The organism is Knoellia sp. B-D-2 (assembly GCF_057714695.1).
This window is the reverse complement of the sequence record NZ_CM173189.1, coordinates 754,125-768,780: the sequence shown is the minus strand read 5'-3', so window position 1 is coordinate 768,780 and position 14,656 is coordinate 754,125. Positions and strand designations below refer to the sequence as shown.

General features: G+C 71.5%; 17 protein-coding genes. 7 read left to right on the top strand and 10 right to left on the bottom strand.

Annotated features, from left to right (window positions below; all coding sequences use genetic code 11):
• Positions 1–16 precede the first annotated feature (16 nt).
• Complete coding sequence (locus AC3EU2_RS03590; RefSeq protein ID WP_488178378.1) at positions 17–694, top strand: NAD(P)H-binding protein; 678 nt, start codon at positions 17–19, stop codon at positions 692–694.
• On the opposite strand, the gene AC3EU2_RS03585 is transcribed toward AC3EU2_RS03590, so the two are convergent.
• Genes AC3EU2_RS03585 through glpX form a run of 4 tightly spaced genes read right to left on the bottom strand, consistent with a single transcriptional unit; the run spans position 681 to position 4,033 of the window.
• Positions 681–1,520 carry an MOSC domain-containing protein gene (locus AC3EU2_RS03585; RefSeq protein ID WP_488178377.1) on the bottom strand — a complete coding sequence of 280 codons (840 nt, stop codon included), beginning with the start codon at positions 1,518–1,520 and terminating at the stop codon, positions 681–683. The genes AC3EU2_RS03590 and AC3EU2_RS03585 overlap by 14 nt on opposite strands.
• 32 nt (positions 1,521–1,552) lie before the next feature.
• Positions 1,553–2,068, bottom strand: a complete 516-nt coding sequence (locus tag AC3EU2_RS03580) for a beta-class carbonic anhydrase (protein WP_488178376.1) — start codon at positions 2,066–2,068, stop codon at positions 1,553–1,555.
• Positions 2,065–3,033, bottom strand: a complete 969-nt coding sequence (locus AC3EU2_RS03575) for a carbohydrate kinase family protein (RefSeq protein WP_488178375.1) — start codon at positions 3,031–3,033, stop codon at positions 2,065–2,067. Before AC3EU2_RS03575 ends, AC3EU2_RS03580 begins: the two co-directional genes overlap by 4 nt.
• Before the next feature lies 1 nt (position 3,034).
• Positions 3,035–4,033, bottom strand: coding sequence for a class II fructose-bisphosphatase (gene glpX / locus AC3EU2_RS03570; protein WP_488178374.1), 999 nt, complete (start codon positions 4,031–4,033; stop codon positions 3,035–3,037).
• A 120-nt stretch (positions 4,034–4,153) separates the two neighbouring features.
• Between glpX and AC3EU2_RS03565 the strand changes: the two genes are divergently transcribed.
• Positions 4,154–4,708 (top strand): DUF4245 domain-containing protein, encoded by a 555-nt coding sequence (locus tag AC3EU2_RS03565; RefSeq protein ID WP_488178373.1) that lies wholly within the window; start codon positions 4,154–4,156, stop codon positions 4,706–4,708.
• Positions 4,709–4,711: 3 nt separating this feature from the next.
• Here AC3EU2_RS03565 and AC3EU2_RS03560 read toward each other — a convergent pair whose 3' ends face one another.
• Genes AC3EU2_RS03560 through AC3EU2_RS03550 form a run of 3 tightly spaced genes read right to left on the bottom strand, consistent with a single transcriptional unit; the run spans position 4,712 to position 7,806 of the window.
• Positions 4,712–4,978 (bottom strand): exodeoxyribonuclease VII small subunit, encoded by a 267-nt coding sequence (locus AC3EU2_RS03560; RefSeq protein WP_488178372.1) that lies wholly within the window; start codon positions 4,976–4,978, stop codon positions 4,712–4,714.
• Positions 4,979–4,988: 10 nt separating this feature from the next.
• Positions 4,989–6,233, bottom strand: coding sequence for an exodeoxyribonuclease VII large subunit (gene xseA / locus AC3EU2_RS03555; protein WP_488178371.1), 1,245 nt, complete (start codon positions 6,231–6,233; stop codon positions 4,989–4,991).
• A 10-nt stretch (positions 6,234–6,243) separates the two neighbouring features.
• On the bottom strand, positions 6,244–7,806 hold the full coding sequence (locus AC3EU2_RS03550) for an AMP-binding protein (RefSeq protein WP_488178370.1): 1,563 nt from the start codon (positions 7,804–7,806) through the stop codon (positions 6,244–6,246).
• Positions 7,807–7,916: 110 nt separating this feature from the next.
• Between AC3EU2_RS03550 and AC3EU2_RS03545 the strand changes: the two genes are divergently transcribed.
• Together AC3EU2_RS03545 and AC3EU2_RS03540 are read left to right on the top strand one after the other, a co-directional pair.
• On the top strand, positions 7,917–8,942 hold the full coding sequence (locus AC3EU2_RS03545; RefSeq protein ID WP_488178369.1) for a 4-hydroxy-3-methylbut-2-enyl diphosphate reductase: 1,026 nt from the start codon (positions 7,917–7,919) through the stop codon (positions 8,940–8,942).
• Positions 8,943–8,944: 2 nt separating this feature from the next.
• Positions 8,945–9,589 (top strand): M23 family metallopeptidase, encoded by a 645-nt coding sequence (locus tag AC3EU2_RS03540; protein ID WP_488178368.1) that lies wholly within the window; start codon positions 8,945–8,947, stop codon positions 9,587–9,589.
• A gap of 62 nt (positions 9,590–9,651) precedes the next feature.
• On the opposite strand, the gene AC3EU2_RS03535 is transcribed toward AC3EU2_RS03540, so the two are convergent.
• Positions 9,652–10,839, bottom strand: a complete 1,188-nt coding sequence (locus AC3EU2_RS03535) for a DNA recombination protein RmuC (protein WP_488178367.1) — start codon at positions 10,837–10,839, stop codon at positions 9,652–9,654.
• Between the two features lie 53 nt (positions 10,840–10,892).
• Between AC3EU2_RS03535 and AC3EU2_RS03530 the strand changes: the two genes are divergently transcribed.
• From AC3EU2_RS03530 to ychF, 3 genes are read left to right on the top strand one after another with little or no spacing between them, the layout of a single operon-like run.
• Positions 10,893–11,387: an NUDIX domain-containing protein gene (locus AC3EU2_RS03530; RefSeq protein WP_488178366.1), complete on the top strand. Its 495-nt coding sequence runs from the start codon at positions 10,893–10,895 to the stop codon at positions 11,385–11,387.
• Positions 11,384–11,608 carry a hypothetical protein gene (locus AC3EU2_RS03525; protein WP_488178365.1) on the top strand — a complete coding sequence of 75 codons (225 nt, stop codon included), beginning with the start codon at positions 11,384–11,386 and terminating at the stop codon, positions 11,606–11,608. The genes AC3EU2_RS03530 and AC3EU2_RS03525 overlap by 4 nt, the downstream gene beginning before the upstream one ends.
• 12 nt (positions 11,609–11,620) lie before the next feature.
• Positions 11,621–12,706 carry a redox-regulated ATPase YchF gene (gene ychF / locus AC3EU2_RS03520; protein ID WP_488178364.1) on the top strand — a complete coding sequence of 362 codons (1,086 nt, stop codon included), beginning with the start codon at positions 11,621–11,623 and terminating at the stop codon, positions 12,704–12,706.
• 119 nt (positions 12,707–12,825) lie between these two features.
• Here ychF and AC3EU2_RS03515 read toward each other — a convergent pair whose 3' ends face one another.
• Both AC3EU2_RS03515 and AC3EU2_RS03510 read right to left on the bottom strand, forming a co-directional pair.
• Positions 12,826–13,962: a tyrosine-type recombinase/integrase gene (locus AC3EU2_RS03515; RefSeq protein ID WP_488178363.1), complete on the bottom strand. Its 1,137-nt coding sequence runs from the start codon at positions 13,960–13,962 to the stop codon at positions 12,826–12,828.
• A gap of 60 nt (positions 13,963–14,022) precedes the next feature.
• Positions 14,023–14,208, bottom strand: a complete 186-nt coding sequence (locus AC3EU2_RS03510) for a helix-turn-helix domain-containing protein (RefSeq protein WP_488178362.1) — start codon at positions 14,206–14,208, stop codon at positions 14,023–14,025.
• Positions 14,209–14,656 lie beyond the last annotated feature (448 nt).

Genomic DNA, 14,656 nt, shown 5'->3' with positions numbered 1-14,656 from the left:
GAGGCAGGGTGTCGGCATGGCACCCGACGCAGTCAACGCCCCGAAGGCCTCCGTCACGATCATCGGCGGGCACGGCAAGATCGCCCTCCGGCTCGCCGGACTGCTGTCCGGCGCCGGCCACGACGTCACGTCGTGGATCCGCAGCGCGGACCAGGGCCCGGACATCGACGCGGTGGGCGCGACGCCGGCCGTCCTCGACGTCGAGCAGATGTCCGAGGAGGAGATGGCGGCCGCGCTCGCGGGCGCCGACGCGGTGGTGTGGTCCGCCGGCGCCGGCGGTGGCAGTCCGGAGCGGACCCTCGCCGTCGACCGGGACGCCGCGATCCGCTCCATGGACGCGGCCGCGCGCTCCGGCGACCCGATCTACGTCATGGTGTCCTACTTCGGCGCGCGACCGGATCACGGTGTGCCGGAGGACCACCCGTTCCACACGTACGCCGAGGCCAAGGCGGCGGCTGACGGGCACCTCCGTGCGTCGGCCCTGAGATGGGTCGTGCTCGGGCCGAGTGCCCTCACCGACGACACCGGCACCGGGCGGGTCGAGGTGGGTGGCGACGCGGGCGGCCGGAGCGTCTCGCGCGACGACGTGGCCGCGGTGGCCGCGCACGTCCTGGAGCACCCCGAGCTGGCCGGTTCGACCATCGAGTTCACCAACGGCGACACCCCGATCGCCGAGGCGCTCAGCCCGGCGTGACCTCGTCCCCGACGTGCACCTCACCGGTGCCGTCGGGGATGAGCTGGACGGCGAACCACGTGGCACCGTCCCAGCGGCGGTGGCGGGCCAGCGTCCGGATCGGCTCCCTGCCCGTGTCGAGGCTGTCGAGGTCGATCGTCGTCATGACGCAGCGGTCGACCGGCTTGGCGACCCGGAAGGTCACGCCGCCGATCCGCACCCGGGCCCACGTGTCCTCGACGAACGCCTCCCAGGCGCCGTCGACGACGACGTTGGCGCGGAAGCGTTCGACCGGCAGGGGCTCGGGCACGGGCTCGCCGCGCTCCACGGCGCCCTCGGCCATCCAGTCGTTGAGCTGTCGCAGCGAGGCTCGGCTCGCGAGCGTGACCGGGTACCCGTCCGCGTATGCCGTGTGGTCGCCGGGCGCGCTGTGCGCCGGGTTGAGCGCGCGCCGGGTCGGGTCGACGCAGCGCACGAGCCGGAGGCCGGGCCGGCCCAGCACCTGCTGCAGCCAGGCGTCGGCGTCGGGGGACACCGGCGCACCGGTGAGGTCGTGGCGGTGCAGCCGCACCGGGACCACCTCGCCGGTGTCACCGTTCAGGTGCAGGTCGGGCGCGCCGGGGGCCCGCAGCCGCAGGCCGCCGTCCACCTCGCCGCTCGTCTCGGCGGTGTCGGGGACGACGGAGAACAGCGGGTGCAGCTCGCGGGCGGAGACGAGCCGGCCGTCCGCGTCGACGACCATCCACCTGCGGTCCCCGGCGAACCCGGCGCGTTCGACGAGGGCCGACCGGACCGGCCGGATGGCGCAGCTCTTCACGGGGTGCACGTTGAGCGCGACGACCCTCACGGCATACCTCGCCCTCGTCGACCGGCCCGCACTCAGGCGCGGTGCTCGAGGAGGCCGGTGTCGACGTCGTAGAGGAAGCCGCCGACGTCCACGGTGTCGGGGATGAGCGGGTGCGACCGGATCGCCGCGACGTCGGCACGCAGGGCGGCGTCCTGGTCGGCGACGACGTGGAAACCCTGCCACGACGCGTCGGACCCTGCCTTCTGGCCGATGAGGGCGCGCAGCTCGACCTCCGTGTGGTTGGCCATGGCGCATCGGGTGTGCGGCACGACGAGGATGCGCTGCACGTTGAGGAGGTGCACGCCGAGGACGAGGGCCTCGAGCGCCGCCGCGGTGACGCGACCGCCTGGGTTGCGGAAGATCTTCGCGTCGCCGGGCGCGAGGCCGATCATGCCCAGCGGGTCGATGCGCGAGTCCATGCACGTCACGACGGCGACGCCGCGGTGCGCGATGCCGTCGAAGCCCCCGAGCGTGAACTCCTGCGCGAAGGCCGCGTTCGCGGCCAGCAGGTCGTCGAACCCGTGCGGAGCAGGCGTGTCGTCGTTCACTGCGGTCCTCGTCCCTGTGGGGTGGTGGTGGCGGCGTCGGTCGGGAGCTCGTCCCGGGTGGGAGCGTAGGCGCCGGCGTGCACGACGGTGATCGCGCTCGTGCTCATGGCCCGGTCGACCGCGCCGGCGACGTCGCCGAGGGTCGCGTCGGCGAGGCGTGAGCGGGCGGCGGCCCCGCCGAGCACCCCGGCGTCGAGCAGGCCCGAGACGAGTCCGGCCATGAACGAGTCGCCGGCGCCGACGGTGTCGGTGACCCGGTCCACCCGGGCGGGGGACTCGGCGGTCTCACCGGTGGCGGTGACGCGGTAGGTGACGCCGTCGCCACCCCGGGTGATGACGACCAGGCCCGGTCCCAGCCGGCCCCAGGCGGCCATGACGTCGGGAAGGGACTGGCCGGCATACAGCCACTCGACGTCGTCCTCGCTGGCCTTGACGACGTCGCTGAGCGCGATGAGCTCCTCGATGCGCGGGCGCACCCCGTCCACGTCGCCCATGATCGTGGGGCGGGCGTTGGGGTCGTAGGAGATGGTGGCGTGGGCCCGGGCGTCGCGCAGCGTCTCCGCGACGACGGCGGCGCCGGGGGTGAGGGTGGCGGCGATCGAGCCGGTGTGCACGTGGGCGAAGCGGTCGAGCCGGTCGATGGCGCGCAGGTCCCAGTGCAGGTCGAACTCGTACTCGGCGGCGCCGGAGTCGTCGAGCGTCGCGATGGCGGTGGAGGTGGGGTGGTTCCCGGCGTCGAGGTTCTCGATGCTCACGCCCCGGTCGGTGACGTGGCCGCGGCAGCGGGTGCCGTGGGGGTCCTCGCCGAGCGAGGTCGCGAGGACGGTGTCGTGACCCAGCCGGGCGAGGCCCATCGCGACGTTCGCGGGGGAGCCGCCCACGTGCTCCTCGACCAGGCCGTCGGGCGTGTGCACGATGTCGACGAGGGTCTCGCCGACGACGAGCACCTGCTGCGCGGCGGCCATGTCAGGCGTCGCCCTTCGGGAGTCCGGCCGTGCGGTCGAGCACGTGGTGGCTCTCGATCACCCTGACCGTGCCGGACTTGCTGCGCATGACGATCGAGTTCGTCGTCGCCTGCCCCCGGGAGTAGCGGACCCCCTGGAGGAGCTCACCGTCGGTGATGCCGGTGGCGACGAAGAAGCAGTTGTCGGAGGTGACGAGGTCCTCGGTCGTCAGCACCGCGTCGAGGTCGTGGCCGGCGTCGAGCGCCCGCTGCCGCTCGTCGTCGTCGGTGGGCCAGAGGCGGCCCTGGATGACGCCGCCGAGGCACTTGATGGCGCAGGCGGTGATGATGCCCTCGGGGGTGCCACCGATGCCGAGGAGGAGGTCGATGCCGGTCGTCTCGCGGGCCGCCGAGATGGCGCCGGCCACGTCGCCGTCGGAGATGAACTTGATCCGGGCGCCGGCGTCCCGGACCTCCTGGGCGAGGGCTTCGTGGCGGGGCCGGTCGAGCATGACGACGGTGACGTCCTGCGGTCGCTCCTTCTTGGCCCTGGCGATCCGGCGGATGTTCTCGGCCGCGGGGAGACGGATGTCGACGACGTCGGCCACCTCCGGGCCGGCGACGAGCTTGTCCATGTAGAAGACCGCGCTGGGGTCGTACATGGTCCCGCGGTCGCTGACGGCCATGACGGAGATGGCATTGGGCATGCCCTTGGCGGTGAGGGTCGTGCCGTCGATCGGGTCGACCGCGACGTCGACCTCCGGCCCCGACCCGTTGCCGACCTGCTCGCCGTTGAAGAGCATGGGGGCGTTGTCCTTCTCGCCCTCGCCGATGACGACCGTGCCGCGCATCTCGACGGTGGCGATGAGGGCGCGCATCGCCTCGACGGCGGCGCCGTCCGCGAGGTTCTTGTCGCCGCGGCCGACCCAGCGTCCGCCGGCCATCGCGGCGGCCTCGGTGACCCGGACGAGCTCGAGCGCGAGGTTGCGGTCGGGGACGTTCGTGGAGGGGGCGTCAGGCATGGGGTGGACCTGTCTTCCTTGACGGGGCGAGGTGTGCCGTGGCGTGAGCGGAACCTGCGCGCCGACTCTATCGCCGACCCCGATGGCTGGAATCGCGCGGTCATCAGCGACCATGGAGGGGTGAGCACCGCGCCGGGCAAGAGCCGCTACTCGATGGGATCGACCCCGAACATGCTGCGGTCGCTGCTCGTCATCGGTGCCCTCATGGCGATCATCTGGTTCATGACTCCCCGGGTCAACACCCTCGGCGGACCGACGGTCGACGTGCACGGCACCGCGCTCACCGTCGCGCAGGACAGTGGCTGGCCGATCTCGGAGGCCGTCGACCTGCCCCAGGGCTGGACGACGACGAGCGCCCGCTACGTCAAGAGCACCGACGGGCTGATGACGTGGCACGCCGGCTACCAGGCCCCGTCCGGCAACTATGTCGCGGTCGAGCAGACGCGTGACGCGACCCAGGGCTGGGTCGAGGCGCAGACCAACCGGGCCCGCCGCATCGGGGAGCTGCAGGCCGCGGGCACGACCTGGCTGAAGTACGAGCGCGGGGCCAAGGTCCAGAACAGCCTCCTGGACCGGCGCACCGGGTCGGGGGAGCTCACCACCCTGCTCACCGGGACCGGCACCTTCGAGGAGCTGGCCTTCGTCGCCGAGCGACTCGCGCCGGTCGCCCCGTGACGGTCAGTCGCTGAGCTTGGCCTCGGCGTCGTCGAGCCACTTCGCGCAGTGGGCGGCGAGCGCCTCACCGCGCTGCCACAGGCCCATGCTGTCCTCGAGGCCGACCTGGCCGTTCTCGAGCCGCGAGACGATGTCGACGAGCTCGTCGCGGGCGGCCTCGTAGCTCAGCTGCGGCACGTCGGCGTTGGCGTCGGCGCCGTCCGCGGGGACGGTCTGGGTCGGCTGGCCGTCGACCTTGTCGGTCTCGGTCTGCGGGGTGTCCTGGGCCATGACGAGCACCCTAACCCGCCGTCCGGACGCCGAAGTCGCCTCGGGCCACGGTGACCCGCAGCAGCTCGTCGACGTCGAGCTCCTCGGGATCCATGACGATGTCGCCGGCCACCCGCTGGACGATCGCGTAGCCCCGGTCCAGCGTGGACTGGGGTGACAGGGTCCGCAGCTGGGCACTGAGGTGGGTCACGCCGTCCTGGTGCCGGTGCAGCTGGGCCTCGGCGCGGCGCCGGGCGCGGGCGCGCAGGGCAGTGACGACCTCGCGCTGGACCCGGACGAACGCGCCGGGGTCGGCCAGCACGGGGCGAGACCGCAGCTCGACGAGTCGGCGGCGCTCGTGGTGGAGCCTGGCCTCGAGGGCCCGGCGACCGCGCGTGCGGGCCGCCACGACGAGCTGGTGCTCCCTCTCGGTGTCGGGGACGATCGCCTTGGCCGCGTCGGTGGGGGTGGAGGCGCGGTGGTCCGCGACGAGGTCGAGCAGCGGCGAGTCGACGTCGTGCCCGATGGCGCTGACGACCGGGGTGCGGGCGGCGGCGACGGCCCGGATCATCGCCTCGTTGCTGAACGGCAGGAGGTCCTCGACGCTGCCGCCGCCGCGCGCGATGACGATGACGTCGACCTCGGGCGCCGCGTCGAGCTCGCGCAGCGCCTGGGACACCTCGGTGACGGCACTCGCGCCCTGGACCGCCACCTGCCGGATCTCGAACCTGGCGGTCGGCCAGCGGCGACGGGAGTTCTCGACGACGTCCTTCTCGGCGGCGCTGGCCCGCCCGCAGATGAGCCCGATCCGGCGCGGGAGGAAGGGCAGGGGGCGCTTGCGGTCGGCGTCGAAGAGGCCCTCGCTCGCGAGGTTGCGCTTGAGGTACTCGATCCGCGCCAGGAGCTCGCCGACACCGACGGGTCGGATCTGGCGACCGTCGAGCATGAGCGTGCCGCGCTGGGTCCAGAAGGACGGCTTGGCCTGGACGACGACGCGGGCGCCCTCGGCGACGGGTGCGGCCATCGCGTCGAGGGCGTTGACCTGGATGGCGACCGAGAGCGACATGTCGACGTCCGGGTCGCGCAGGGTGAGGTATGCCGTCCGCGCACCCGGGCGCCGGTTGAGCTGGACGACCTGCCCCTCGACCCAGAGCACGGACATCCTGTCGACGTACTCGGCGATCTTCATGCTGAGCAGCCGCACCGGCCACGGGTGCTCCGCGCTGGTGTCACCGGCCCGTTCGGGCAGGGCGGGACGCTCGGGAGGGCTGCTCACGTCGCCCACTCTAGGAGGGGTCACCGTCACCGAGCCGGTCCCAGGTCGCCGCAGTGACCCCGCGTCGTCGCAGCTCGGCCTTGCGGACCTTCTCCGTGGGGGTGCGCGGGATCTCGGTGACGATCTCGACGTAGCGCGGCTGGGCGAATCGGGGGAGTACGCGGTCGGCATGGGCGGCCACCTCGGGGGCGGACAGGCGGGAGCCCGGTTCGGCGACGACGGCGAGCATCACCTCGTCCTCCGTGCCCTCGGCACCCGCCGGGACGGCGAACGCGGCCACCTCGGCCACCCCGGCGAACCGCGTCACCGCGGACTCGACCTCGAACGAGGAGACGTTCTCCCCGCGCCGGCGAATGCAGTCCTTCGTCCGGTCGACGAAGGTCACCCACCCGTCGTCGTCCATCGTCCCGGAGTCACCGGTGTGGAACCAGGAGCTGCGCCAGGCCTCGGCCGTGGCCTCGGGGAGCCCGGCGTAGCCGGCCATGAAGCCGGACGGGATCCGCGGCCGGACCATGATCTCACCGACCTCTCCCGGGGCGAGGGCGTCGTCGGTGTCGGGATGGCGGATGGACACCTCGAAGAACCGGTCGAGAACGAGGCCCGCAGTCCCCGGCCGCGACCGTCCCAGGCGGCCGTAGAGGGGAATGTTGACCTCGGTCATCCCGTAGGCCGAGACGACGTCGGCGAGGCCGAAGCGCTCGCGCCACGTCTCCTCGTGGGTCGGCGGGTTCGGGACGGGGCAGATGACCCGCAGGGCATGGTCACGGTCGTCCCCCGCGGGCTGCGCCTGGACGAACTGGCTCATCGCGCCGAGGAGGTTGGTGACGGTGCACCGGTGTGCCTGCACGTCGCCCAGCCACGACGAGGCGCTGAAGCGAGCGCGGACGACGGCGGTGGCACCCGCGATGAGGGTCGCGTAGAGCTGCATGAAGAGGCCGTTGGCGTGGAAGAACGGCATGCAGATGTAGTAGCGGTCCTGCGCGGTCAGGCCGAGGGCCTCGATGCTGCCGAACCCGAACAGGTAGCAGTGGGCGTGGGGCATGAGCACGCCCTTCGAGGGGCCGGTCGTGCCGGAGGTGTACATGACGCACGCGATGTCACTCGCTGCCGCGTCGGGGGTCTCGGCGTCCGGTCGGGACGGCTGCGCGTCCCATCCGACCAGCGACAGCGGCGCCAGCCGGGGGACGGCGTCCAGGACCTCGGCGACGGCGGCCGCTGGGGTGCCCGCGACGACGACGTGCTGCGCTCCGCTGTCGCGCAGCTGGTGGACGAGGAAGTCACCGGTCAGTGCCGTGTTGACCGGCACCATGACCGCCCCGAGCCGTCCCAGCGCGAGCCACACCCTGACGAAGTCGAGCCCGTTGGGCAGGACGACCGCGACGGGGTCGCCGACCCCCACCCCGGCCGCGCTGAGGTGGTTCGCCATGCGGCCGGCGTCCCGCTGCGCGTCGGCGTAGGTCAGCTCCCCCTCGTCGATGACGGTGACGAAGACCTTGTCCCCGTGGCGCCCCGCCTGGTCGGCGAGCACCTCCGGCAGGGTCCAGCGGAGGTGGTCGGTGAGGTGGGTGTACACCCTCGGACCCCATCACGCGCGGGCGGTCGAGGCCATGTGGTCCCGCCCCATGCCTCCGGTGCCGGACGGGCGTACAGGGAAGGCCCAGAGCGCCCGCCTACGATGGGCCCATGACCGCCACGACTGACCAGGCCACCAAGCGCGTCCTCCTCGCCGCGCCCCGCGGCTACTGCGCCGGGGTCGACCGGGCCGTCGTCACCGTCGAGAAGGCGCTCGACCTCTACGGCGCGCCCGTCTACGTCCGCAAGGAGATCGTCCACAACAAGCACGTCGTGACGACGCTCGAGAAGCGCGGGGCGATCTTCGTCGAGGAGACCGACGAGGTGCCCGAGGGTGCCACCGTGATCTTCTCCGCGCACGGCGTCGCCCCCGTGGTGCACGAGGAGGCCAAGGCGCTGGGCCTCAAGACCATCGACGCGACCTGCCCGCTCGTCACCAAGGTCCACCGCGAGGCCGTCCGGTTCGCGAGCGACGACTTCGACATCCTGCTCATCGGGCACGAGGGTCACGAGGAGGTCGTCGGCACGGCAGGGGAGGCGCCCGAGCACATCACCCTCGTCGACGGCCCCGACGACGTCGACAACATCGAGGTCCGCGACCCCGAGAAGGTCGTCTGGTTGTCCCAGACCACCCTCTCGGTCGACGAGACGATGGAGACGGTCCGCAGGCTGCGCGAGAAGTTCCCGAAGCTGCAGGACCCGCCCAGCGACGACATCTGCTACGCCACCCAGAACCGCCAGCTCGCGGTCAAGCACATGGCCCCCGACACCGACCTCATGATCGTCGTCGGCTCGCGCAACTCCTCCAACTCGGTCCGCCTCGTCGAGGTCGCTCTGGAGCACGGTTCCCGCGCCGGTCACCTCGTCGACTACGCGGACGAGATCGACGAGTCGTGGCTCGACGGGGTGGGCACCGTCGGCGTCACGTCCGGCGCGTCCGTGCCCGAGCTCCTCGTGCGCGGCGTCCTCGACTACCTCGCCGAGCGCGGGTACGAGGACGTCCGCCCGGTCGTCGCCGCGGAGGAGTCGCTGATGTTCTCCCTCCCCAACGAGATCCGCCGCGACCTCAAGGCCGCCGGGATGTCGGACAAGATGCGCCACGACGGGTCGTTCGTCGAGGCCGGCTCGCTGCACTGACGGTGCCGACCCCGGACGGCGTCGTCGTCCTCTCGTTCCCGTTCCGGGGGACGTGGCGGGTGGAGAACAGCCCCGCCCGGCGCGTCCCCAGCCACGGGACGGAGGCGTTCGGGGTGTCCCACGCCATCGACTTCGTCGCGGTGGACGAGCGGAACCTCTCCGCGCCCCGTACGTGGCGCACCCGGGTGGGCGTCGAGGACCCGGAGGGCTTCCTCGGGTTCGGCGAGCCGGTGCTCGCACCGGCGGCCGGTGAGGTCGTGGCCGTGCACGACGCCGAGCCCGACCACGAGGCGCGGCGCTCGCCGCTGCGGCTAGCCGCCTACGCGCTGGGCCAGGCCGGGAGGGCCCGTCGCGGCATCGTCGGGCTGGCCGGCAACCACGTCGCGATCGCGCTCGGACCTGCGGGGCCCTTCGTCCTGCTCGCGCACCTGCGCCAGTGGTCGGCGTCGGTCCACATCGGGCAGCGCGTCGAGGCCGGCGAGCAGGTCGGGGAGTGCGGGAACTCCGGCAACAGCACGGAGCCCCACGTCCACCTCCAGGTGAGCGACTCGATCGAGGGGGTGTCGGCGCGCGGGGTGCCGGTGGCCTTCCGCGCCCCGGACGGTCAGGCATGGCTCCCCGGTGAGGGCGAGCTCGTCACGGCCTGAGGCGGAACGGCTCGCGAGCCGTCCGTGGTGTCGTGAGCCGCTTCGCGACGGCTCGCGACGTCCTACCCGGCTCGCGAGCCGCCTCGATCGTCGCGCTCGGCGTCGAGCAGCAGGTCGGGACGCTCGTGCTCGGCCCCGACGGCCTCGAGCAGCTCGATCGCCGTCAGCACCCTCGGCCCGGTCTCGACGGGAACGAGGTGCGGGAGCTCGTCGGTGACGACGTCGAGCTCCTGCATCCGGCGGGCCGTGACGAGGACCCGGGACTCCAGGGCGCCGACGAACTGGTTGTAGCTCTCGACGGTCGCGTGCAGCGAGCGCCCCATCTTCGCGGTGTGGGTGCCGAGCGACCCCAGCCGGCGGTAGAGCTCCTGGCCCAGGGCGAGCAGCTCGCGGGCGCTCGTCGAGAGCGAGTCCTGCTGCCAGCCGAACGCGACCGTGCGGAGCAGGGCGAGGAGGGTGCCGGGCCCGACGAGCACGACCTTCGACGTCATCGCCCGCTCGTGCAGACCGGGGTCGGCCGACAGCGCGGCGGCGAGCATCGCGTCGCTGGGGACGAAGCAGACGACCATCTCGGGCGTGGCCTCGAACGCGGACCAGTAGTCCTTGGCCGAGAGCGCGAGGACGTGCTGGCGCAGGGCGGTGGCGTGCTCGCGGAGCAGCTGGGTCCGCTCGTCGTCCGGCAGGTCCTCGGTCTGGGCGTCGAGGAAGGCGCTCATCGGCGCCTTGGCGTCGATGACGAGCGTGCGCCCGCCGGGCAGGCGCACGACGACGTCGGGGCGGACCTCGCGGTCGTGCCGGCTGCGGGCGCGGACCTGCTCCTCGAAGTCGCAGCGCGCGAGCATGCCGGAGGCCTCGAGGACGCGGCGGAGCTGGACCTCGCCCCACGACCCGCGCACCGACGACGAGCGGAGCGACCCGGCGAGCGACTGTGTCTGGCGGCCGAGGTGCTGGGCCTCGGACTCGACCCGGCCCATGACCGCCCGCAGTGCGCCGAACTGCTCGACCCGGTCACGCTCGAGCACCCCGACCTGGCGCTCGACGCGGCCCAGGGCGTCGCGCAGCGGCGCGAGCAGCGACGCGGTCTCGAGGTCCTCGGCCAGGGACGCCTCGAGGTCGACGACCCGCTCGCGCAGGAGGTCGCGCTCGGTCGCGGCGGACGCCGCGCGGACGGCATACGACGAACGAAGGAGCAGGTGTGCCAGGAGCGCACCGATGACGATGCCGCCCACCAACGTGATCCACGGGTTCATGGGGACACCGTGCCAGCGGGCACCGACATCGGGCGGGAGGTTAGCCTCGGCACATGGCTGACAGTGGGCGCTCGTTCATCCACGTCCTCAACGACCGGCTCCCGCGCAAGCGCAACATCGCGCAGGGACTGCTGCGCAACGAGGACGGCGAGATCCTGCTCTGCGAGCTGACCTACAAGTCCGAGTGGGACCTGCCGGGCGGGGTCGTCGACCCCCGGGAGAGCCCGGCCGCATGCGTCGTGCGGGAGATCAGCGAGGAGCTCGGCGTCACCGTCGGGATCGAGGGTCTCGTCACCGTCAACTGGCTGCCCCCGTGGCGCGGCTGGGACGACGCCGTGCTGTTCCTCTACGACCTCGGCACGGTCCCGCGCTCGTTCGCCGACGGCCTCACCCTGCTCAGGCGGGAGCTCAAGGCCGTGCACTGGGTGGCGCCCGCGGACGTCCCGGCGCACGTCGCGCCCTACAACGTGCGGATGCTGGAGCAGGTCCTCGCCGGCGAGCACGCGGCATACCTGGAGAACAGCGAAGTGCCCGGGAGCATGGCGTGACGGCCGGCAGGTTCGCGGGCATCCTCGCCGCGATGCTGCTCGCGGCGCTCGTCCTCGTCTGGGTGTTCGTCAGCCTCGCTGCGCTCGCCTACGCCCTGAGCCAGGGTGAGGGACGGGCGGCCACGACCTACGCGCTCTTCGCCGGCGTCGGCATCGCCGTGGGCGGGCTGGCGGCCTGGGCCGTGCGGCGCGTGGCGGAGGCACGGCGCGAGCGCGACTAGACTCCTGTCCCCGTGGCACTCACCATCGGAATCGTCGGGCTCCCCAACGTCGGCAAGTCGACGATGTTCAACGCCCTGACCAAGAACAACGTCCTCGCCGCGAACTACCCGTTCGCGACCATCGAGCCCAACGTCGGCGTCGTCCCGCTGCCGGACGACCGGCTCGCTCGCCTTGCCGAGATCCACGGGTCCGACAAGATCCTCCCGGCCACGGTGTCGTTCGTCGACATCGCGGGGATCGTGCGCGGCGCCTCTGAGGGGGAGGGGCTCGGCAACAAGTTCCTCGCCAACATCCGCGAGGCCGACGCGATCTGTCAGGTCGTGCGGGCCTTCGAGGACGGCGACGTCGTGCACGTCGACGGCAAGGTCTCGCCCGAGTCCGACATCGAGACCATCCACACCGAGCTGGTCCTCGCCGACCTGCAGACCCTCGAGAAGGCCGTCGCGCGCCTCGAGAAGGAGGCGCGGATCAAGAAGGAGTCAAAGCCGCTCCTGGACAACGCGCTCGCCGCCCAGAAGGTGCTCGAAGAGGGAAGCACCCTGTATGCCGGTGGGCGGGCTGCCGGTGTCGACCTCGACCAGGCGCGTGGGCTGGGCCTGCTCACGACGAAGCCGTTCATCTACGTGTTCAACCTCGACGAGGACCAGCTCACCGACGATGCGCTCAAGACGTCGCTCGCGGCGCTCGTGGAGCCGGCCGACGCGGTCTTCCTCAACGCCAAGCTCGAGATGGACCTCATGGACATGTCGCCGGAGGACGCGCAGGAGATGCTCGAGGGGTTCGGCGCGACCGAGTCCGGGCTCGACCAGCTCGCGCGCACCGGGTTCCACACGCTCGGGCTGCAGACCTACCTCACGGCCGGGCCCAAGGAGTCGCGGGCCTGGACCATCGGCCGCGGGTGGACCGCGCCGCAGGCCGCCGGGGTCATCCACACCGACTTCCAGCGCGGCTTCATCAAGGCCGAGATCGTCTCGTTCACCGACCTCGACGCCGCCGGGTCGATGGCCGCCGCGAAGTCCGTGGGCAAGGTCCGCATGGAGGGCAAGGAGTACGTCATGCAGGACGGCGACGTCGTGGAGTTCCGCTTCAACGTCTGATCCTGAAGCAAACACGCAGGTCAGAGGCGTTGTGGTCGGTTTTGGGCGCCGCCTAGTCCGCAAAAAGTCCGCAAGATTCTCCGTAGCGTCCGTCGCTGAGCAGCACGCATCGCGCGGGATCAACGCTGATCGGGAGCCCGCATCGTGGTCCCGGCGGCGCGCGGCTCCTCGCCTGACCTTCCTGCTTGAGCGGTCAGGATGATCGACTCGGCGGCCGCTCGGGTTCGGTCCTCGGCGCTCGGCCAGAGGTGGGCGTAGGTGTTCAAAGTGGTCGTGGCCGACGAGTGGCCAAGCGCACGCTGAACGGTCACGACGTCACACCCAGCGGCGATCAGACCGGAGGCGTAGAAGTGTCGAAGGTCGTGCAGCTTCAGCCCAGACTGCCCGGCGGCCGCCTGGGTCTTGCGCCACCAGTAGCCAACCGTGTTCTGGTGCGGCGGATCGTTTGCATGACCCACGAAGAGCCATCCGTCGCTGCTGTGGGTGCCGTAGTTCTCGACGTGCCGGGCCAGGATGTCGACGAGGCTGTTCGCGAGGTAGATGACTCGCTCCGATCCGTATTTCGGTCGTCGAATGTCCACACCGCCACCGTTCAGGCGCTGCACCTGCCTGTGAACGTGGAGCTCCCGCCGAAGGAAGTCGATATCGGTGCGCTGGACGGCGGCGGCCTCACCAAGCCGCAGGCCGGCAAACGCGCACAAGGCGATGAACGTCGCGAAACGGTCGTCGGCGGCCTCCTGTAGGGAGGCCACCTGGCGGGGCGTCGGAATGGACATCGCGACTTCGCGTCGACGGCCGCGGGGAAGTCTGACTCCCGCGGAGGGGTCCGTGCCGATGACACGGTCTTGTTGTGCCGCCCTGAACACTCCTCGCACGTTGTTGAACCGGGTCTTGACGGTGCCGGCAGCCAGGCCTGAGGCGTCCATCCCTTTGACCCAAGTCTCCAAATCCGAACGAAGAATTCGGTTCAAGGGTCGGTTCCAGAAGGGCGTGGAGCGAGCAGCCAGCGTCATCGCACGAACCGTTCCGGGCGCCCACAACTGCCGCGAAGACCACTCCTCGAAGTACTCACTGAAACGAATTCGGCCAGCCCTCGGGTCCGAGTACGTGCCTGTCAGCAGTGAGGCCGAAGTCTGATCGAGCCATTGCTGCGCATCGACCTTGCGATCGAAGTGACGAGCACGTTCGGTGCCGTCGCTGTCCCTGTGCCGAGCGCGCCACTTGCCGTCCGCTCGCTTCGCGATGCTTCCAGCCACCTGGCCTCCTCCCTGTTGAGCTAATCGTCCTGCCGGCGCCAGTGCGCGAGGGGGCGCGACTCAGATCTGTGGAGGACGGGAGGAGGAATCCTCGGCCTGCTCGGTCAGCCATAGGACTAGGTCGCCTCGCCAATACCGAACGTGGCGGGCCACCTTGAAGCTGTTCGGCCCTGAGCCGCAGTGCCGCCAGTACCTCAGCGTCGCGACTGGCACGCGGAGGTAGCGTGCAGCTTCCTCGATGGTCATGAGCTCGTCATGGGCTCGGCTCTCACTTGTTGGTGCGCTGCTCATCGGTCTACTCCATGCTCAGACTCTGGGCGGCCGATCTCCGCGCGGCGCCATTGGCGCGTGGTCTGGAGAACGACAAGCCCTGGAACCTCCATATGCGTCTCGATGCCTCCCTCGCGGACAACTAGCAGCCAAGGAATGTTGCCCGGTGCCAGCTGGGGACGATGGGACTGTGGACGCAGCGCCGCCGCGCCTGGATCCGCCTACATTGGTGGCGTGACGAGGGGGCATCGAGCGCTTGACTGGTTGTCTCGCCGCCGCGCGGGCGAGTCAGCCGCGTACATCGCTGCTCACGCGGGAGTCTCAAAGCAGGTGGTTGTCCGCGCAACAAGGGCGTTTGGCCCTTTTCCGCGTCCCACGCGTCCGCTTGGTCGTGCGGTTGGCTCTCGGGAAGAACTGGACGAGC